The organism is Epibacterium ulvae (assembly GCF_018678075.1).
Classification (GTDB): Bacteria; Pseudomonadota; Alphaproteobacteria; order Rhodobacterales; family Rhodobacteraceae; genus Epibacterium; species Epibacterium ulvae_A.
In genome coordinates this window covers 199,391-217,095 of sequence record NZ_JAHHIR010000035.1, presented here as the reverse complement: position 1 = coordinate 217,095, position 17,705 = coordinate 199,391, and the positions used below count along the sequence as shown (strand labels likewise).

Genomic DNA, 17,705 nt, shown 5'->3' with positions numbered 1-17,705 from the left:
CCGCATCGCACCCTTGGTGCGATGCGGCGCCCAAGGCTGGAATGGGGCAAAGCCCCCTTCAGGCGCGGGAGCCGCCCGCCTTTGAAAGAACGCGCCGCCGCTGCAAAATCTTACCGACAGTAAGGTCCACCGCGATGGCGGGCGGTATCCAGATGGAAGTGGTCTTGATGATAGCGATCCGACCGCGGTCCCAAAACCGTGCCAAATGGACCACAGGCCGCTTTCCAGGCCTTTTCCAACTGCTTGTGGGTTTTGCGTGACTTCCATCCCTCAAGAACGGTGATCACATCGCCGTTTTTCAGAATAAACCCGGAAATATCAATCGCCTTGCCACGGCCATGTTCCGAGATTTTGGCACCGGGGCGATTGTTGCGCGTCCGGCACGAGTAATGCGCCGCAACCCGCAGCCCCACCACATCTTTGCGAAACGCCGGTTGCACGCCTTTCTCAACCCAATGTTTCAAGGCCTGCGCCGTCTCACATGTCATCACCGACTGCTGGCTCAACGTCACGCCAGAGACCGCGCGCACCCGCACTGCATCCGTCGCGCCGCAGCCGTTCAGTTTGCCCGGAACAACACCAACAGCCTCACCCTGAATGTCCAGATCGTCACAGATCGCAGCCTTGCGCCGTTTGCGTTTGCCAAACAGAACCGGCTCCACCAAATGTGGCCCCAAAAGATCAGGTCCCAACAGATCCGGCCAGGCTGAGACATCGCCTGCCTGCGACGGCAAGGCCCACATGAAATTTCCGGACGCGTTGGATCCAACAGATGTCGCCGCGCTGCCAATTGACTCCGCCTGCAGGCTCGCAGCCGCACATGCAGCCGCCATTACCAGCCCAGCCAAACACCCCGCGCGTGCCATCAGCTTTTCTCCCGGCCGAAATTCGGCGCGGCCGTGTCTTGTCCGGCTTCGATAATGCCACGCCGGATCGCGCGGGTGCGGGTGAAATAGTCATGCAGATGCTCCCCGTCGCCGGTGCGGATCGCTCGTTGCAAGGCAAACAGCTCTTCGGTGAACCGGCCCAGGATTTCCAGCGTCGCCTCTTTATTGGTCAAGAACACATCGCGCCACATGGTCGGATCGGACGCCGCAATCCGGGTGAAATCGCGAAACCCCGCAGCGGAGTATTTGATAACTTCGCTGTCGGTCACCCGGCGCAGATCATCGGCCACACCCACCATCGTATAGGCAATCAAATGCGGCGCATGAGAGGTCACAGCCAGCACCAGATCATGGTGGTCGGCCTCCATCTCATCCACATTGGCGCCCATCCCTTCCCACAACGCGCGCAGACGTTCGGTCGCGGCAGGATCGGTGCCTTCCACCGGCACCAAGAGGCACCAGCGATTGTCATACAGTTCGGCAAAGCCGGACTCGGGCCCGGAATGTTCGGTGCCTGCAATCGGGTGAGCCGGGACAAAATGCACGCCCGCTGGCAAATGCGGCTGCACCGCCTCGATCACGCCGGCCTTGACCGAACCCACGTCGGACACCGTCGCGCCGGGTTTCAGATGCGGCGCGATTTCCGCCGCGACCTGCCCCATGACCCCAACCGGCACACAGAGCACCACAAGATCGGCGTCCTGCACCGCCTCAACCACCGTATCACTGACCCGATCACACAGTCCGATGCGGCGTGCGGTGTCGCGGGTTTCAACGCTGCGCGCAAACCCCGTGACCTCACCCGCCAGACCGCTGCGCTTCATCGCCCAAAACATCGAGGACGCGATCAGCCCCAGGCCGATCAGCGCCACGCGCTCGTAAACAACAGATGTCATGCGCGCGCACCTTCCTTGAATGCTTGGATCCCGGCCACCACGGCGCGGCAGCCCTCTTCGTCGCCAACCGTGATGCGCAGCCCGTTGGGGATGCCGTACCCGGCCACTTTGCGCACGATGACGCCGCGCGATTGCAAGACCGCATCACAAGCCTCGGCCTCTTCTTGATCGGCAAACCGTGCGAGGATGAAGTTGGTCTGGCTTTCATCTGACGCCACGCCCAAGGCCTCCAGTTCCGCCGCCAACCAATCCCGCCATTTGGCATTTTCCGTCATACAAAACGACAGATAGTCGCGGTCGCGCAAGGCGGCCTCGGCCGTGTTCAACGACAGGTTCGACAGGTTAAAGGGCTGGCGGACCCGGTTCAGCACATCAATAATCTCACGCGCGCCGTAGCCCCAGCCAACCCGCAGCCCGCCCAGACCATAAACCTTGGAGAAGGTGCGGGTCATGATCACATTAGGATGTGCATCAACCAGTCCGGCACCGCCATCAAACGGCGTCTCGCCGCGCACGAATTCCGCATAAGCACCATCCACCACCAACAGGATATGCGCAGGCAGGGCTTGTGCCAGTCGCGCGACCTCTGCGTCGTCCAGCATGGTGCCGGTGGGATTGCCGGGATTGGTCAGAAACACCAGCCGCGTTTGATCTGTCACCGCATTCAGGATCTGATCCACATCGACCCTCCGGTCACGTTCCGGCACACAGACCGGGGTCGCCCCCGCCTGACGTGCCAGGATCGGATACATGGAAAACCCGTGTTCGGTATAGATCACCTCATCGCCCGGACCGGTGTAGGACTGGGTGATAAATTGCAGCACCTCATCACTGCCGACGCCGCAGATAATGCGGTCGGGGTCCAGATCATGCACTTCGCCAATGGCGGTGCGCAGCTCTGCGTGATCGGTGGAGGGATATCGATGCAGATCGGGCGCCGCAGCCTGCGCCGCGGCAATTGCCTTGGGGCTTGGGCCAAAGGGGTTTTCATTCGCGCTCAGCTTGATAACCCGCGCCTGACCGGTCACATGGGATTTGCCCGCCTGATAGAGGGTGATATCCATGATTCCGGGCTGCGGTGTGATCTGCGTCATGTGTTAGGGCTCCTTTAATCGCCCCAGTCATATCGCCACCGCCGCCATTGGAAAAGCCGCAAGACCGCGCGCAGCCGCCCGCTTTGGTCGTTTTTCCCGCCAAATCCGGATCAATTACCAAATTCCGCCAAAGGAACCCCGCTCAGCTGGCGCATTTGAACCGTGCTGTTGCGGGGTCTGCGCGATAAGACGACAGATAGCGTTCGACATTTTCCGCCAGTTCCACCACGGAGGCCAAGATGTACCGCACCGTCTGCGGCGTCATCAGATAGGAAAAATTGAGCCGCACCCAACCCGGTTTCTCCAACTCTTCGCCCGCCTCCAACCGTTGAAACAACGCGTCCGAGGCGGCGGCATCGATCCCCAGCAAACGATGCGCATAGGGCCCCGCACAGGCACATCCGCCCCGCGCCTGAATGCCATACACATCGCTCAGCATCCGGGTGAAGAGTTGCTGATGCACCGCATCACCAGCCCGGTCGCGCACCATAAATGAAAAGATCGGCAAGCGGTGCGCCACGTCCGAGCCCAAAATCGTGATCTGTGGATGCGCGCCCCAAGCGTCCCAGGCCAAGCGCGCAAATCTGTTCTCACGCGCGGCGATCTCGGGGTGGCCCACCGCCGCTTTGACCAGAAACGCCAGCGCCGCGCGAATGTCGCCGATGACATTGGGGGTGCCGGCCTCTTCGCGTGCCACGAGATCGGCGCTGTAGTCATGACGCCAGGGAGAGACAAAGCGCACGGTCCCGCCCCCCGGCCAGCTGGGGCTTTGCGCAACCACCGCATCTTGATTCACGAGTAACACGCCTGATGCACCGGGCCCGCCGGGGAACTTATGAGGGGAGACCACCACCGCATCCTTCGGCGCGCCGCCATATGCGCCCATATCGATCGGCAGGTAAGGCCCACCGCCGGCATAGTCCCAGACCACTTTGGCACCGTGCGCGCGCAACAGCTGCGACACCGGATCCGGGTCGGTCACGATGCCGGTCACGTTAGAGACCGCAGAAAAACTGCCGATCATCACGTCGCTGCAGGCATTATCGCGTAAAGCCTGCGCCAGTGCCGCCAGATCCACACCGCCACGCGCGCCTTCTGGGATCTCTACCACTTTGGCCCGGCTTTCGCGCCAGGGCAGGATGTTGGAGTGATGTTCATAGGGACCGATAAACACCACCGGATCGCGTGCTTCGTTGACGCCAAACAGGCTGACCAGGCGGTTCAACCCCGCCGTCGCACCAGAACCGGTAAAGATCACGGCATCCCTTGGACGCGCCCCGCAGGCTTGCGCAATTTCAGCCCGGGCAGCGCGGCGCAATTGGGTGATATACTGCCCGCAATACGAGGCCTCGGTATGGGAATTGGCATAAAACGGCAGCACCTGCGCGGCAATGAACCGCTCCACGCTGTGCATGGCCCGGCCAGAGGCGACGTAATCCGCATAGACCAGCGGCACCTCGCCCTTGAAACCTGGGATCATCACCCCGTCGCCGATGATATCCGGGCCCAGGGTTCCTTTTGCCACATGGTTGGCAAGGTCGGCTTTGAATGAGGTAAATGGCATCTGGGGGCTCCGCTCTGTCTGCTTTTGCCCATCCTGCCCCACGTGATTGGATAATGCGCAATCATTATCACATTGATTTACGCCCTATTTCGATCATATGATCGCAAATGAGTTCAAAAATAGATCAAATAGATCGCGCACTGGTGAAAGCCCTGCAAAGCGATGCAAGCCTCTCCCAACGGGAGCTGGCGGACCGGTTGAACCTGTCGCAGAACACCTGTTGGCGCCGTCTGCGCGCGCTGGACGAACAAGGCGTGTTACAAGGCAGCACGGCCCGCATTGATCGCAAGGCGCTGGGTCTGGATCTGGTGGTCTTTGTCATGCTGCGCACCCGCCACCACTCAGTGGACTGGCTGGCGCAGTTTCGCCGCCACGTTCTGACCATTCCCGAGGTGGTGGATTTCCACCGGATCGGCGGCGATTATGACTATCAGCTGAAAGTGGTGACCGAAGATATGCCCAGTTACGACCGGGTCTATCAACGTCTTATCGCGGGTGTTGAGCTGGACAGCGTCACATCCTACTTCGCGATGGAGACCATAGCAGAAGGGCGCCCCCTCCCGCTGTAGCCCATATTTTTCAGGTACTTAATGGCCAAAGGCGCTGTCAGGCATCCATTTCACCCGCTTGCCCACCGGCCCCATGCGCATATGCAGACAGGCCGTGTTCAGACGTTGGTAATACAAGGCCTTCAGCGGATACCAACCCGCCGTTGGCACCTCGACATCCACCGCGAATGTTTCTTCGCAGGGTTGGCGGCCGTCAAATTCGCCCACAATCTGCCCACCAACCGTGGCACGCAGCCCGTCGTTGGTCAGGAAATCGATGGTGTACTGCCCCGGCGCGTCGAAATGCACAAACCCAGAGATATCGGCGACAACCCGTTCCGCGCGGGTAGAGGTCAGCACCTTTTCCCCCACATCCGTGTCACGGTGATCCAATCCAGCAAGCGGCGCGCCCTGCTCAACCTTATACCGCAGCGCGCTTTCAGCGGATTTCAGGTTCCGCACATCGGCCGGATAGGCATATTGCACCGCAAGCCCCGGTTTCAGATTGGCGGGCTGCGGGTTGGCAGGCTCCAGTTTCAGCGGCCCCGCCGCTGCCATATGCGCACAAAATCCCAAAGCCAGGCCGAGGCCCAGTTTAACATAGTTCATCATTACTTCCCGTTGCCCCGGGCGCTTTTTGTCCTGTAGCAACAGGCCTCAGGCACGCCCTCAAAATGTGATCTCGAAAACTTTATGAAAAAATAAACCTATTTGACAATCACAATGATGAAATTGTGTGCACACCCCCAAATGCAAAAAGGGCCGCCTGAAACAGGCAGCCCTTTGAAAGTCTCGACTGGTGCGGCGAAGATTAGTTCTTCGCGTAGAATTCAACAACCAGGTTTGGCTCCATAACAACCGGGTACGGAACATCCGACAGGCCCGGGGCGCGCACGTAGGTGGCAACCAGTTTGGAGTGGTCAACGTCGATGTAGTCCGGAACGTCACGCTCTGGCAGCTGAACCGCTTCCAGGATGGCGGCCATTTGCTTGGACTTTTCGCGAACTTCGATCACGTCGCCTTCTTTAACGCGGTAAGACGGGATGTTGACCTTCTTGCCGTTCACCAGAACGTGGCCGTGGTTCACGAACTGACGGGCCGCAAATACGGTCGGAACGAATTTGGCGCGGTACACAACAGCGTCCAGACGACGCTCCAGCAGGCCGATCAGGTTTTCACCGGTGTCGCCTTTTACACGCTCAGCATCGGAGTAAATGCGGCGGAATTGCTTCTCGGTCAGGTCGCCGTAGTAGCCTTTCAGCTTCTGCTTGGCGCGCAGTTGGATACCAAAGTCAGACAGTTTGCCTTTACGGCGCTGACCGTGCTGGCCGGGGCCATATTCACGACGGTTCAGCGGGGACTTTGGACGGCCCCAGATGTTTTCGCCCATACGGCGGTCAATTTTATACTTGGCAGCGGTACGTTTAGTCATACGCTGATCTCCTTCAAAAATGGCGTCGCGACCTGGTCCGAACCCGGTTCAAACCGCAACAATAGAAGGGCGTTGTCCTCTTGAATGATCCTGTTGGAACCAGACATGACAGGCATCCCCTTGCGGAGGCCACCAACACCAATGAAGCCGCGCTTCTATAGGAACGCCGGGAGGAGTCAACAGCTATATAGCGCCACGTCCCGATTTCGCGGATCAGGCCGCATCATGCAGCAAGATCGCAGCCTCGGACCGGTTCAGATTGCGCCGCACAAAGCCACCAAACCGCATCGGGTCGTGCTCAGCCTCGGGCAATTCCGCCAGCAGACGCGCGCGATCCTGCGGCGCCAAAGCCTCCAGCGCGGCACTGGCCGGATGGAAGCTCTCTGTCTCGACCCCATTGGCCCAGACCACCTGATGTCCGTCCAGCAGCAGATGAACATATGTCACCTGGCGCACGTGATGGTCCACGATGATCGACCGGTTGTTGACCAGATCCCGCGCGGCCACCATGACCTCGGGTGTGTTGAACAGCGCCTGCACATGGCGACCTTTTATCAACATGCGATGTTCGGGTGACACCAGCAGTTCTTCTTCGGGACGTTCTATGCCCAGCGCGCCGGCGCGAATGCGGACGGGACGCAAAGATGGCATCACATGCAGACGCGCGCCGCTCATCCGGCGACCGCCCACCCAACGCAAAGGTTGCGCGCCATTGTCGCGGGTCTGCAGCATATCTCCTTCGCGCAGCTCCTCCACCAGACGCGGCCCATCGGGCGTTGCGATCTGGGTGCCTGGCGTGAAACAGATCACCCCATTGCGTGCAGGCACCGCCCCAAACCGCATCGGATCCAGCGTGACATGCGTCACCCACAGATCCTGATCATGCGGCGGCACAGCGCCCAAGAACATCAACAACGGCGGCTGATCCGGCCCCACATCGATCAAGGTGACCGTAAAGCTTTGCACCCCATTGGTGACCTGAAAACAGCTGTCACGCAGCGGCGTCATTTCGGCCACAGGCGCGCGATCAGGTTCCAGCGCCACGCCGACCATTTTGCGTACAATCTTTGCTGCGCGGAGGCGCATGTCGGTGCCGTTTGCTGTCTCACCCAGTCGCAACGCAGATGCAGGCCCATCCACCCGCACAGCCTGCCCTTGCCAGGACCACGCCGAGCCCACTTGCAATGCCTCGGGGGTGGTGGCCGGAAGGCCGTCTATTTCTGTCTGCGACCATGAGAGAACAAACGCGCCATTCAAGCCCGTTTTCATCTGCTCTGATCCTACCTCGGTTTATTTTTGTTAACCCATTGTTAACAAATTCGAGACAATGGCCATATATGCGTTTTTGGAGATTTCACGGATCGTGGCGTGAAAGTCGCAATGACGTAAGGGCAGCGTCAGGGATCACGCGCTTTCGATTGGATGGAAGCGACCTTCGCTGCCTTTGAAGAACGTCAGCGCCTCGCTTGCATCCGCGCAGTCTGCCTCAGACAGGCTTGCACGCAGCACCCGACCGACACAGATCATGTGGTCGCCGCCGTCATAGGCCGCATGGCGCGCACATTCAAACCGCGCCAACGCCCCCTCCAACAAAGGAACCCCATCGCCGTTTTCACCCAACGCACGTCCTCGCAAGCAAAAGGCGTCCTTGGCCACATCCCAGCAAAGGGACTTTTGCGCGGCAGACAGGATATGCACGGCAAAATGCTCCGCCTGCTCGAAATAGCGAAACCGGTTTGCGCCGCGATCAATGGACCACAACAACAAAGGCGGGCTGAGCGACAAGGAAGAGAAACTGTTCGCGGTGATCGCCACCGGCCCGTCCTCGCTTGCCACGGTGACAATGGTCACCCCGGTCGCAAACCGCCCAAAGGCATCGCGCAAGAGACGGCTGTTTTCAGCAGAGGGAACAAAGTCGGTCTGATGCGTCATAATGTGCCACGAACTCCGGCGTCAGGGGACTGTGCCAACGTAAACCAGATTCCCCACCCCCAATCCAGTGCATCCGACCAATTCTATGACACAAACGTCAACACCTTTGTGGTGTGGCCCCTCGCCCAGAAACCCGCAGAACCTGTGGCGCGCACCAGCTGCCCGCCGCCCACTGTCCTAAATGACGTGAGGGTATTTCCGGACGCCCCCACGCAAGTGTTGACAAGTCATCACGTCAGGCGCGACACTTCCCATGATCTGCATCACGATCAGGCAGATCCCCGCGGGCCGGGAATTTGTATGTCGCGTGCAGGGCACGTCAGCGCGACTTGCAATGGAGGATGACCATGGGTCCCTTTCCACATGACGCGCCACAAGCCACCATCGATGAAAACAATGTTGCCGGAACCGATGGGTTCGAATTCGTCGAATTCGCCCACCCCGACCCCGGCGCGTTGGAAGAGCTGTTTCAAAACATGGGCTATGTAGAGGTTGCGCGTCACAAAGAAAAAGACATCTCTCTCTATCGTCAGGGCGACATCAATTATCTGATCAATCGCGAACCTGGCAGCCACGGCGCAGAATTTGTCGCCGAACACGGCCCCTGTGCGCCTGCTATGGCCTGGCGGGTGGTCGACGCCCAACACGCACTGAAATGCGCGTTGGACTATGGGGCCAAGGAATACACCGGCCCCGGCAAATCGATGGATGTTCCTGCAGTCATCGGCATCGGCGGCTCGCTTTTGTATTTTGTTGACACCTACGGCGACAAAGGTTCCTGCTATTCTGTGGAATTCAACTGGCTGGAGGCGGTCGATCCCAAACCCACCGGGGCGAGCTTTTACTACCTCGACCACCTCACCCACAATGTGCAGCGCGGCAATATGGCGACCTGGTATGACTTCTACGCCAAGGCGTTTAACTTCAAGGAAATCCGCTTCTTTGACATCAAAGGCAAACACACGGGCCTGTTCTCGCGCGCGTTGACCTCCCCCGATGGCAAGATCCGCATCCCGATCAACGAAAGCGCGGATGAGACCAGCCAGATCGAAGAATATCTGCGCCGCTACAAGGGCGAAGGCATTCAACACATCGCGGTTGGCACCGAAGAGATCTATGACGCGGTGGATCAGATCGCCGACAATGGCATCAAATTCATGCCCAAACCGCCTCAGACCTATTACGACATGTCCCAGGAGCGGGTCACCGATCACCAGGAACCAATTGATAAGATGATGAAATACGGCATCTTGATCGACGGCGAAGGCGTGGTGGATGGCGGCACAACGCGGATCTTGTTGCAGATCTTCTCAAAAACCGTGATCGGGCCGATCTTCTTTGAGTTCATCCAGCGCAAAGGCGATGACGGATTTGGCGAGGGCAACTTCAAAGCGCTGTTTGAATCCATCGAAGCCGACCAGATCCAGCGCGGCGTGTTAAAAGCCGGCGAATAACCCACAGCCAGCAAACTGCCCTGCCGGTCTGGATCAGGGCAGTTTACCCTGCGAGCTTGGCATTGCTTGGGGTTGGTCCAGATCCTGCGCCAGATGCCGCGACAGCTTGTCGATTGCCACCATCAACCCCGACAGCTCTTCACGCGTCAACATGTCCTCAAACATATTCTGACGGTCGGTGAAAAACGGCTCTTCCTCGGCCAGCGTCGCGCGTCCTTTGTCGGTCAAGGACAAGAGCTTGCGCCGCTTGTTGCCAGGATCACTCCGTTCGGTCAGGAATTCCGCCTTGCGCAAGGCCCCGACCGAGCGGCTGATTTGCGCACGGTCAATGACCATCAAACGGGACAGCTCAGCGGCGCTTGCCTCATTGAAGATATCCAGAACCAACAGGATCCGGTAATCCGTCAGGTTCAAATCCGGGTGTTTCAGGTTCTTGATCGCGTGATTGTCCAGAAGCTTGCACAGTCGCGAGATCCGAAACGACAGATGCACCTCAAGCCGCGACAGGGCCGCAAGACGCACACGCGCCGCCTCTACATCCATCAGCTCCATGACCTGCTCCTTCCCTTAAGCCGGCCTCAACCGGTCATTGGCGCGGATTATCCGTGTTTCCGCGTAAATACCAAGGGGAAGTTCCACTATTTAAGCATGTTTTGCCGTTTACACCGCATTTTGGGTTAAACGCCACGGCGAGGTTCAACCCAAATATTGGTTATGCGGCCAGCACGCAGAGCAGTTCAAACATGATCGAGGCCCCGACCCAGGCCGTCCCGCCAGACGCATCAAAGGGCGGGCTGACCTCCACCAGATCGGCCCCCACCAGGTTTAACCCCTGCAACTTACGCACCATCCGCTGCGCCTCCAATGCGGTAAAACCGCCGATCTCGGGCGTGCCGGTGCCCGGCGCAAAGGCGGGGTCGATACTGTCGATATCAAAGGTCACATAGGTGGGCAGATCACCAACAATCTGGCGGGCCTCGGCCATGATCACATCAAAACCGGTGTCATAAAGCTCTTCTATGGTGACGATGCGAATGCCCTGCTCCAGCCCCCATTCCACATCATCGCCACCGCGTGTGCCGCGAATACCAATCTGGATCATTCGCTTGGGATCCAGCAGCCCTTCCTCAATCGCGCGGCGAAACGGGGTGCCGTGGGTGTACTTGCAGCCGTTGAAATAGCTGTCGAACAGATCCGTATGGGCGTCAAAATGGACCATGCCCAAGGGGCCATCCTGCGCCAACCCACGCAACACCGGCAAGGTGATAAGGTGATCGCCCCCGGCAACCAGCGGTGTGACACCGGCGGCGTGTAGCGCAGTGAAATACTCGGTCACCCGCCCAAGCGTATCCATCGTGTCGGCAGGGTTCACCGGGCAGTCACCAAGGTCCGCACACTTGCGCGCCACAAACGGTTCGATCCCAGACACCGGATGCCGGGCACGGATCATGGTCGACAGATCCCGCAACTGACGCGGCCCATGGCGCGCACCGGGGCGATTGGTGGTGCCCGTGTCCCAGGGCACCCCGACAAGTCCAATATCCACCGCATCAAAATGCTCGGACCCCATCGGAACATGGGGCAGCCGCATAAAGGTCGGCATGCCGGCAAACCGCGGCACATCCATGGCCGAGACGGGCTGAAACGAAAAAGGCGGCTGGGTCATTGTCGGCACTTCACTTGTGTTATGAGAGGGCTGTTCTGCGATAGTGCGCGCCCGTTTAAACGGGCCACGCCCCACAAGTTTCCTGCGCGCCATCTTATTGAACAAGCCCAACGCGACCCCGCGCTGCCGAACACATGCAATCTTTGCCCCGCATCGCTGATTTAAAAGGCAAAACCACAAAGGGCACGACCGCAGGCCCGTCAATCGCCGCGCCGCAGCGCGCGATCGCAAATAACTAAAATCACCGGTGCAGAGAGAGAGTGGCGGGGAGACAGGGATTCGAACCCTGGGAACGCTCTCACGTTCAACGGTTTTCAAGACCGCCGCATTCGACCACTCTGCCACCTCCCCGGTCTGGCGTGGGGTTTAGGCGTTGCTCGGATTTGATGCAAGTGGGAAATCGACGCTCCTGCAAATTCACAACCTTGTCACCAGAGTCTGTCAGATTATTGCCGACCTCTTGGGCGTAGGGTTTTCTTGTGTACACCATCTGGTTATGGTGATCGCAAACATAATAGGCCGGCCAAAGATGCCCACAGGCAAAGAGCATCATAGCGGCAGTAAAAACAGGCAAGGACACTGAGGATGCAGAAGTCTCCTTCTATGAAAATTCGCGGCACGCAGATGGTCGTCTCGCTGGCGCTGGTCTCCGCTTTGGCAGCCTGCCAAACCACCAGCAGCGGTGAACCATTTGCTGACGGCACACCGGGTGCAGAAACAACGACGCTGTCCGACAGCGCTGCAGGTGCCGAAAAACCCGGATTTGGCAAACGCTTTAGCGCCCTGTTCAAAGGCAAGGATAAAGGCGCAGATGAGGGCGGCGCGATCAACACCGCCACCTCGACCGAGTTGGTAGAGCGCGACGTCGAAGCACCGGATGTGTTCCAAGTGACTGAAACCGGCCTGTGGGATGGTCGCCCGTCGTTGGGCGGTGTCTGGGTGGCCCACCCCGATGCGCGCGACCCCGAGCGTGTCATCATCCGCAACAACGCAAACGGTAAGTTCGTCATCGGCGCCCTGTTCCGGCGCGAACGCGAAATCCCCGGCCCCCGCGTTCAGGTCTCATCCGACGCGGCCGAGGCGCTTGGCATGTTGGCGGGTGGCCCGGTTGAGGTCAACGTGACGGCCCTGCGCAAAGAAGCGGTATCCGAGGCCCCGGTTGCAGACCTTGCCGATGCCTCTGACGATATCGCATTGGGCGCATTGGCTCCGGCCCCGGTGGAAACCTCATCGCTGGATCCCATCGCAGGTGCCGCCGCCGCGATCGAGGCCAATGCACCCCCTGCCCCAACCCCAGTTGCAGCGCCTGCACCAAATCCCACGCCCAAGCCCGTTGTCAGATCCTCGCTCGAAAAACCCTTCCTGCAGATTGGTATCTTTAGCGTCGAAGCCAACGCCAAACGCACCGCGGATATTATGCGCAATTCTGGCATGATCCCGCAGGTTCTGGCGCAATCCTCAAATGGCAAACCGTTCTGGCGTGTCCTTGTGGGTCCCGCCCAAACCAAATCGGAACGCACGCAATTGTTGAAACAAGTACGCGACACGGGCTTTACTGACGCATATGCTGTCACCAACTGATATCAAAGGGAGACCGCCCGTGATCACTCTGTTGAAACGTTCCGTGTTGACCAGTTTGAAATCCACCTTTGCCGCTGGCCTGATGGTCAGCCTCACGGCGCTGTCCGCCGCCGCCTTTGATACCAAGGCACGCGCGGCCTATGTGGTGGATCAGGGCACCAACACCGTGTTGATGTCCAAAAACCCCGACGTCCCGCTGCCCCCGGCGTCAATGTCCAAGCTGATGACGCTTTATATCGCTTTTGAGGCTTTGCAGGATGGGCGTCTGACCTTGAACGAGACGCTGCCCGTCAGCCTGCACGCCATGAGCTACAAAGGCTCGACCATGTTCCTGAACACCCAGGACCGGGTCCGGGTTGAGGATCTGCTGCGCGGCATTATCGTGCTGTCTGGCAATGACGCCTGTGTGGTTCTGGCCGAAGCGCTGTCCCCTGATGGGACCGAGGTCGGCTTTGCCCGTTACATGACCGAACGTGCCCGCGATATGGGGATGGAGCATTCCACCTTTGCCAATTCCAACGGCTGGCCTGCGGCAGGGCATCGGATGTCGGTCAAGGATCTGGCCACCCTGGCCGAGCGGTTGATCGAGGATTTCCCACAATACTACCCGATGTTTGCCGAGCGTGAGTTCCTGTTTGATGGCCGCGCGCCCTCCAATGTGCGCAACCGTAACCCGTTGCTGTCGTTGAATATTGGCGCCGATGGCCTGAAAACCGGTCACACCGAAGAGGCGGGCTATGGTCTGGTGGGCTCTGCCCTGCAGGATGATCGCCGGGTTATCTTTGTGCTGACCGGTCTTGGCAGCACCCGCGAACGCGCCGAGGAATCCGAGGCGGTCGTGAACTGGTCCTTTCGCCAATTTTCCCAGAAAACAATAGCCAAAGCGGGCGTTCCCGTCGCTCAGGCCGAAGTCTGGATGGGCAATGCAAAGACCGTGGGTCTAGTGGCGCAGGATGATCTGAACGTGCTGCTGCCCGCCTTGCAACGCAACGAATTGCAGGGCGAAGTGGTCTATGACGGCCCGCTTCAGGCACCAATCACCCAAGGGGACCTGTTGGCAGAGCTGGTGTTTCAACCGGACGGTCTGCCGGAAAAACGGCTTCCCCTCGTGGCGGAAACTGATGTACCCGTGGGTGGATTTCCTGTGCGGGTCAGAACGGCGGCCGAAGTTCTGATCAAACGTTTACTGAACGGCCCTGAGACGACGCAGTGACCCCCAAAGACCAAAATGGCCTCTTTCTGACCTTCGAAGGTATCGACGGGTCAGGAAAATCAACACAATGCAAACGTCTGGCCGAAGCGCTGCACGCGCGCGGGCTGGACACGGTCCTGACACGGGAGCCCGGCGGCTCTGCCGGGGCCGAAGAGATCCGCAGTCTGGTGCTGGAGGGTGATCCCGACCGCTGGTCGGCCGAGACCGAGCTATTGTTGTTCACCGCCGCCCGTCGCGACCATCTGGAACGTCTGATTGCGCCGTCGGTGGCGGACGGAAAAGTGGTAATCTGTGATCGCTACGCCGACAGCACCCGCATGTATCAGGGCCTGTCGCGCGGCGATCTGCGCGCCACCGTGGACCAGTTGCACGCGCTGATGATTGGCCGCGAACCGGATCTGACCATCCTGTTGGACATGGACCCCGCCATCGGCCTGTCGCGTGCCAAAGGCCGCAAAGGTCACGAGGAACGGTTTGAGGACATGGGGCTCGAACTGCAGCAGAAAATGCGCGCCGGTTTTCTGGCGCTGGCTGAGGAATTCTCTGACCGTTTTGTGGTGATCAACGGCGATCAGCCGCCCGAAAATGTGGCCCAAGCTGTGCTCGCCGCCACGCTTAAGGCGTTGGCACAAATCGATCCATGAGCGACGCTGACAGCCTTCCCCGCGCCGATCAGGCCCCCGGCGCGCCGCACCCGCGCGAAACGCCGCGCTTGTTTGGACAAGACGCAGCAGAGCGTGATTTCCTGTCGGCGTACACCTCGGACCGGATGCACCACGGTTGGCTGATCACCGGCCCCCAAGGGGTCGGAAAGGCCACATTGGCCTGGCGGATCGCCCGGTTTTTGCTGGCCACGCCGGACGATGACGGCGGCCTGTTTGGCGCGCCGCCCCCGCCCACCTCGTTGGCAATCGATCCCGACCATCCGGTCTCCCACCGCATTCAGGCGCTGGCGGAACCGGGACTGGCCGCCATCAGTCGCAGCTATAATGACCGCGAGAAACTGCGCGACCAGATTGTGGTCGATGATGTGCGCGCGCTGAACCGGTTCTTTGGCCTGTCGGCCACCGATGGCGGACGCCGTGTGGTAATCGTCGATGCCGCCGACGACATGAACACCAGTGCCGCCAACGCGCTGTTGAAAATGTTGGAAGAGCCCCCCGCCCGCACCACGCTTTTGCTGATTTCCCACCAACCCTCGCGCCTGCTGCCCACCATCCGGTCGCGCTGTCGTACCTTGCGGTTGGGCCCATTGGACGCAGGCGACATGCAAGCCGCCTTGACGCAAGCCGGGATCGAGCTGGCAGGCAACACCGAGCACCTGAACGCGCTGGCGCAGGGCTCCGTCGGTCATGCGGTCCGACTGCTGTCCATGGGCGGTTTGGAGATTTACAGCGAATGGGTGCAGATCCTGGCCTCCATGCCGCGGCTGGATCGTGGCCGCGCGCTGAAACTGGCCGAGGCCGCTGCGCAGACCGGGGCCAAGGCCAAGTTTGAACTGTTGTTGACCCTGATCGAGACCAGTCTGGCGCGCCTTGCCCGCACCGGTGCCACCGGCCAAGCCCCGATGCCCGAAGCCGCCCCACAGGAGGGCGAAACCCTGTTGCGCCTGTCGCCCAATCCGCACAAAGCGCGGGCATGGGCGGACCTTGCGGCAACAGCCACGTCACGGGCGCGTCACGGGCAGTCGGTGAACCTTGACCCCGCTGCACTTGTCCTAGATACGGTCTTCAAGATGCAGGAAACCGCGTCCCGTTAAGGCCACGGCCCGAGGACGCGACACGGGCGTAAAGGGCAGAAAACCAGCATGAGCGAACCGCAAATCACCGATAGCCATTGCCACTTGGACTTCCCTGATTTCGAAGGCCAGCTGGATGAGATCCTCACCCGCGCAGCCGAGGCCGGTGTGGCCCGTATGGTCACCATCTGCACCAAGCTGAAGAACGAACCCTCTGTGCGCGCCATCGCCGAGGCCCATGCCCCGGTGTTCTACGCCGCAGGCACCCACCCGATGAGCGCTGCCGAAGAGCCGATGACCTCGGTCGCGGAACTGGTAGGGCTGGCCAAACATCCGAAATTTGTCGGCATTGGTGAGACCGGACTGGATTACCATTACACAGCCGAGAGCGCCGAGGTGCAGAAACGCTCGCTCTTGATCCATATCGAGGCCGCGCGCGAAACCGGCCTGCCGTTGATCATCCATTCCCGCGCCGCTGATGATGACATGGCGCAGATCCTCGGCGATGAGATGGCCAAGGGGGCGTTCACGTGCGTCATGCACTGTTTCTCATCCTCACCGGAGCTGGCCAAAGCCACGCTTGAGATGGGCTGCTACCTGTCGATGTCGGGCATTGCCGCCTTCCCCAAAAGCCAGGAGCTGCGCGATATTTTTGCCGCCGCCCCGATTGATCGGATCCTGGTTGAGACCGACAGCCCCTATCTGGCACCGCCCCCCTATCGCGGCAAGCGCAACGAGCCGTCCTATACCGCCTATACCGCCCGTATCGGGGCCGAGGTTTTTGGCATGGATTACGCCGATTTTGCCACGCAGACCGAACAGAATTTTGACCGCCTCTTTTGGAAAGTTGCGCAGCATCAGGCTGTGGCTTGATGGCAGAGATACGCTTTACCATTCTGGGCTGCGGCTCCTCTGGCGGCGTGCCGCGTTTGGGCGGACATTGGGGCGATTGCGACCCCGCCAACCCCAAGAACACGCGCCGGCGCTGTTCGATGCTGGTTGAGCGTGAGACGGAGAACGGCACCACCAGCGTGTTAATCGACACCTCGCCCGATATGCGCAGCCAATTGCTGGACACCGCCACCGGACGCCTGGACGGTGTGGTCTATACCCATGCCCATGCGGACCATATGCATGGGATCGATGATCTGCGAATGATCGTGTTCAACATGCGCGCTCGCATCCCGGTCTATGCCGATGCGGATACCCAAAACGCGCTGCTGTCGCGCTTTGCCTATGCGTTTGTGCAACCCGAAGGCTCCTCTTATCCGCCGATCCTGAATCTGCACAGCATCGAGGATACGTTTGAAATCGACGGCCCCGGTGGCACGATCCCGTTTCAGCCGTTTCGGGTCAAACATGGCGCGATTGATGCGCTGGGGTTTCGGATCGAACAGCTCGCCTATTTACCGGATGTGTCCGAGATCTATGACGACGCGCTGCCAGCTCTTGAAGGTCTGGATTGCTGGGTTCTGGACGCGCTGCGTCGCGCGCCGCATCCGACCCATTTCAACCTGAATGATGCGTTGGAATGGATCACGCGGATGGCACCAAAACGCGCGGTTCTGACCAATCTGCACAATGATCTGGACTATGCGACCCTGGCGGATGAGACCGCCAAACATATTACCCCAGCCTATGATGGCATGGTGATCCGCTACCCGGTGTAAGGGTCATGCGGATCCGCCAAAGGATTAAAT

Annotated in this window: 18 protein-coding genes and 1 tRNA gene; 8 read left to right on the top strand and 11 right to left on the bottom strand. The window is 59.8% G+C overall.

Annotated elements, in window-relative coordinates; all coding sequences use genetic code 11:
• Window positions 1–110 precede the first annotated feature (110 nt).
• The 4 genes from KMP13_RS10320 to KMP13_RS10305 form a co-directional block, all read right to left on the bottom strand.
• Complete coding sequence (locus KMP13_RS10320) at window positions 111–866, bottom strand: extensin-like domain-containing protein (RefSeq protein ID WP_215265766.1); 756 nt, start codon at window positions 864–866, stop codon at window positions 111–113.
• Window positions 866–1,783 carry a prephenate/arogenate dehydrogenase family protein gene (locus tag KMP13_RS10315; RefSeq protein ID WP_215265765.1) on the bottom strand — a complete coding sequence of 306 codons (918 nt, stop codon included), beginning with the start codon at window positions 1,781–1,783 and terminating at the stop codon, window positions 866–868. Before KMP13_RS10315 ends, KMP13_RS10320 begins: the two co-directional genes overlap by 1 nt.
• Window positions 1,780–2,877: a histidinol-phosphate transaminase gene (gene hisC, locus KMP13_RS10310; RefSeq protein ID WP_215265764.1), complete on the bottom strand. Its 1,098-nt coding sequence runs from the start codon at window positions 2,875–2,877 to the stop codon at window positions 1,780–1,782. Before hisC ends, KMP13_RS10315 begins: the two co-directional genes overlap by 4 nt.
• A gap of 142 nt (window positions 2,878–3,019) precedes the next feature.
• Complete coding sequence (locus KMP13_RS10305; protein WP_215265763.1) at window positions 3,020–4,441, bottom strand: aminotransferase class V-fold PLP-dependent enzyme; 1,422 nt, start codon at window positions 4,439–4,441, stop codon at window positions 3,020–3,022.
• A gap of 107 nt (window positions 4,442–4,548) precedes the next feature.
• On the opposite strand from KMP13_RS10305, the gene KMP13_RS10300 reads away from it, so the two are divergent.
• A complete protein-coding gene (locus KMP13_RS10300; protein WP_215265762.1) occupies window positions 4,549–5,010 on the top strand; it encodes an Lrp/AsnC family transcriptional regulator in 462 nt (153 codons plus the stop codon).
• Window positions 5,011–5,028: 18 nt separating this feature from the next.
• On the opposite strand, the gene KMP13_RS10295 is transcribed toward KMP13_RS10300, so the two are convergent.
• From KMP13_RS10295 to KMP13_RS10280, 4 genes are all read right to left on the bottom strand, one after another.
• Complete coding sequence (locus KMP13_RS10295; protein ID WP_215265761.1) at window positions 5,029–5,598, bottom strand: PA14 domain-containing protein; 570 nt, start codon at window positions 5,596–5,598, stop codon at window positions 5,029–5,031.
• Between the two features lie 202 nt (window positions 5,599–5,800).
• A complete protein-coding gene (gene rpsD, locus KMP13_RS10290) occupies window positions 5,801–6,421 on the bottom strand; it encodes a 30S ribosomal protein S4 (RefSeq protein ID WP_215265760.1) in 621 nt (206 codons plus the stop codon).
• A 213-nt stretch (window positions 6,422–6,634) separates the two neighbouring features.
• Complete coding sequence (locus KMP13_RS10285) at window positions 6,635–7,690, bottom strand: Hint domain-containing protein (protein WP_215265759.1); 1,056 nt, start codon at window positions 7,688–7,690, stop codon at window positions 6,635–6,637.
• Between the two features lie 135 nt (window positions 7,691–7,825).
• Window positions 7,826–8,353, bottom strand: coding sequence for a flavin reductase family protein (locus KMP13_RS10280; protein WP_215265758.1), 528 nt, complete (start codon window positions 8,351–8,353; stop codon window positions 7,826–7,828).
• 347 nt (window positions 8,354–8,700) lie between these two features.
• Between KMP13_RS10280 and hppD the strand changes: the two genes are divergently transcribed.
• Window positions 8,701–9,807: a 4-hydroxyphenylpyruvate dioxygenase gene (gene hppD, locus KMP13_RS10275; RefSeq protein WP_215265757.1), complete on the top strand. Its 1,107-nt coding sequence runs from the start codon at window positions 8,701–8,703 to the stop codon at window positions 9,805–9,807.
• Window positions 9,808–9,840: 33 nt separating this feature from the next.
• Here the strand turns inward: hppD and KMP13_RS10270 are convergent, their stop codons facing one another.
• From KMP13_RS10270 to KMP13_RS10260, 3 genes are all read right to left on the bottom strand, one after another.
• The gene (locus KMP13_RS10270) at window positions 9,841–10,359 is read right to left on the bottom strand and encodes a MarR family winged helix-turn-helix transcriptional regulator (protein ID WP_215265756.1); all 519 of its coding nucleotides are present in this window, start codon (window positions 10,357–10,359) and stop codon (window positions 9,841–9,843) included.
• A gap of 160 nt (window positions 10,360–10,519) precedes the next feature.
• On the bottom strand, window positions 10,520–11,473 hold the full coding sequence (gene speB, locus KMP13_RS10265; protein WP_215265755.1) for an agmatinase: 954 nt from the start codon (window positions 11,471–11,473) through the stop codon (window positions 10,520–10,522).
• Between the two features lie 261 nt (window positions 11,474–11,734).
• Window positions 11,735–11,824, bottom strand: a tRNA-Ser gene (locus KMP13_RS10260).
• A gap of 234 nt (window positions 11,825–12,058) precedes the next feature.
• On the opposite strand from KMP13_RS10260, the gene KMP13_RS10255 reads away from it, so the two are divergent.
• The 6 genes from KMP13_RS10255 (at window position 12,059) to KMP13_RS10230 (ending at window position 17,675) form a co-directional block, all read left to right on the top strand.
• Window positions 12,059–13,054: an SPOR domain-containing protein gene (locus KMP13_RS10255; RefSeq protein WP_251363786.1), complete on the top strand. Its 996-nt coding sequence runs from the start codon at window positions 12,059–12,061 to the stop codon at window positions 13,052–13,054.
• Between the two features lie 82 nt (window positions 13,055–13,136).
• Window positions 13,137–14,267 carry a D-alanyl-D-alanine carboxypeptidase family protein gene (locus KMP13_RS10250; RefSeq protein ID WP_251363796.1) on the top strand — a complete coding sequence of 377 codons (1,131 nt, stop codon included), beginning with the start codon at window positions 13,137–13,139 and terminating at the stop codon, window positions 14,265–14,267.
• Window positions 14,264–14,911 carry a dTMP kinase gene (gene tmk, locus KMP13_RS10245; RefSeq protein ID WP_215265753.1) on the top strand — a complete coding sequence of 216 codons (648 nt, stop codon included), beginning with the start codon at window positions 14,264–14,266 and terminating at the stop codon, window positions 14,909–14,911. The genes KMP13_RS10250 and tmk overlap by 4 nt, the downstream gene beginning before the upstream one ends.
• Window positions 14,908–16,026: a DNA polymerase III subunit delta' gene (locus tag KMP13_RS10240; protein ID WP_215265752.1), complete on the top strand. Its 1,119-nt coding sequence runs from the start codon at window positions 14,908–14,910 to the stop codon at window positions 16,024–16,026. Before tmk ends, KMP13_RS10240 begins: the two co-directional genes overlap by 4 nt.
• Window positions 16,027–16,074: 48 nt before the next feature.
• Entirely contained in the window at window positions 16,075–16,878 is an 804-nt protein-coding gene (locus KMP13_RS10235; protein WP_215265751.1) for a TatD family hydrolase, read from the top strand.
• Window positions 16,878–17,675, top strand: a complete 798-nt coding sequence (locus KMP13_RS10230; protein WP_215265750.1) for an MBL fold metallo-hydrolase — start codon at window positions 16,878–16,880, stop codon at window positions 17,673–17,675. The genes KMP13_RS10235 and KMP13_RS10230 overlap by 1 nt, the downstream gene beginning before the upstream one ends.
• Window positions 17,676–17,705: the final 30 nt, after the last annotated feature.

What these genes read in the sequence shown, in the direction of transcription:
- KMP13_RS10285 (WP_215265759.1), bottom strand. Translation starts at nt 7,690, where the DNA reads ATGAAAACGGGCTTGAATGGCGCGTTTGTTCTCTCATGGTCGCAGACA.
- KMP13_RS10270 (WP_215265756.1), bottom strand. Translation starts at nt 10,359, where the DNA reads ATGGAGCTGATGGATGTAGAGGCGGCGCGTGTGCGTCTTGCGGCCCTG.
- hppD (WP_215265757.1), top strand. Translation starts at nt 8,701, where the DNA reads ATGGGTCCCTTTCCACATGACGCGCCACAAGCCACCATCGATGAAAAC.
- KMP13_RS10250 (WP_251363796.1), top strand. Translation starts at nt 13,137, where the DNA reads ATGGTCAGCCTCACGGCGCTGTCCGCCGCCGCCTTTGATACCAAGGCA.
- KMP13_RS10320 (WP_215265766.1), bottom strand. Translation starts at nt 866, where the DNA reads ATGGCACGCGCGGGGTGTTTGGCTGGGCTGGTAATGGCGGCTGCATGT.
- speB (WP_215265755.1), bottom strand. Translation starts at nt 11,473, where the DNA reads ATGACCCAGCCGCCTTTTTCGTTTCAGCCCGTCTCGGCCATGGATGTG.
- KMP13_RS10255 (WP_251363786.1), top strand. Translation starts at nt 12,059, where the DNA reads ATGCAGAAGTCTCCTTCTATGAAAATTCGCGGCACGCAGATGGTCGTC.
- KMP13_RS10315 (WP_215265765.1), bottom strand. Translation starts at nt 1,783, where the DNA reads ATGACATCTGTTGTTTACGAGCGCGTGGCGCTGATCGGCCTGGGGCTG.
- KMP13_RS10235 (WP_215265751.1), top strand. Translation starts at nt 16,075, where the DNA reads ATGAGCGAACCGCAAATCACCGATAGCCATTGCCACTTGGACTTCCCT.
- KMP13_RS10295 (WP_215265761.1), bottom strand. Translation starts at nt 5,598, where the DNA reads ATGAACTATGTTAAACTGGGCCTCGGCCTGGCTTTGGGATTTTGTGCG.
- hisC (WP_215265764.1), bottom strand. Translation starts at nt 2,877, where the DNA reads ATGACGCAGATCACACCGCAGCCCGGAATCATGGATATCACCCTCTAT.
- rpsD (WP_215265760.1), bottom strand. Translation starts at nt 6,421, where the DNA reads ATGACTAAACGTACCGCTGCCAAGTATAAAATTGACCGCCGTATGGGC.
- KMP13_RS10280 (WP_215265758.1), bottom strand. Translation starts at nt 8,353, where the DNA reads ATGACGCATCAGACCGACTTTGTTCCCTCTGCTGAAAACAGCCGTCTC.
- KMP13_RS10230 (WP_215265750.1), top strand. Translation starts at nt 16,878, where the DNA reads ATGGCAGAGATACGCTTTACCATTCTGGGCTGCGGCTCCTCTGGCGGC.
- KMP13_RS10305 (WP_215265763.1), bottom strand. Translation starts at nt 4,441, where the DNA reads ATGCCATTTACCTCATTCAAAGCCGACCTTGCCAACCATGTGGCAAAA.
- KMP13_RS10300 (WP_215265762.1), top strand. Translation starts at nt 4,549, where the DNA reads ATGAGTTCAAAAATAGATCAAATAGATCGCGCACTGGTGAAAGCCCTG.
- KMP13_RS10240 (WP_215265752.1), top strand. Translation starts at nt 14,908, where the DNA reads ATGAGCGACGCTGACAGCCTTCCCCGCGCCGATCAGGCCCCCGGCGCG.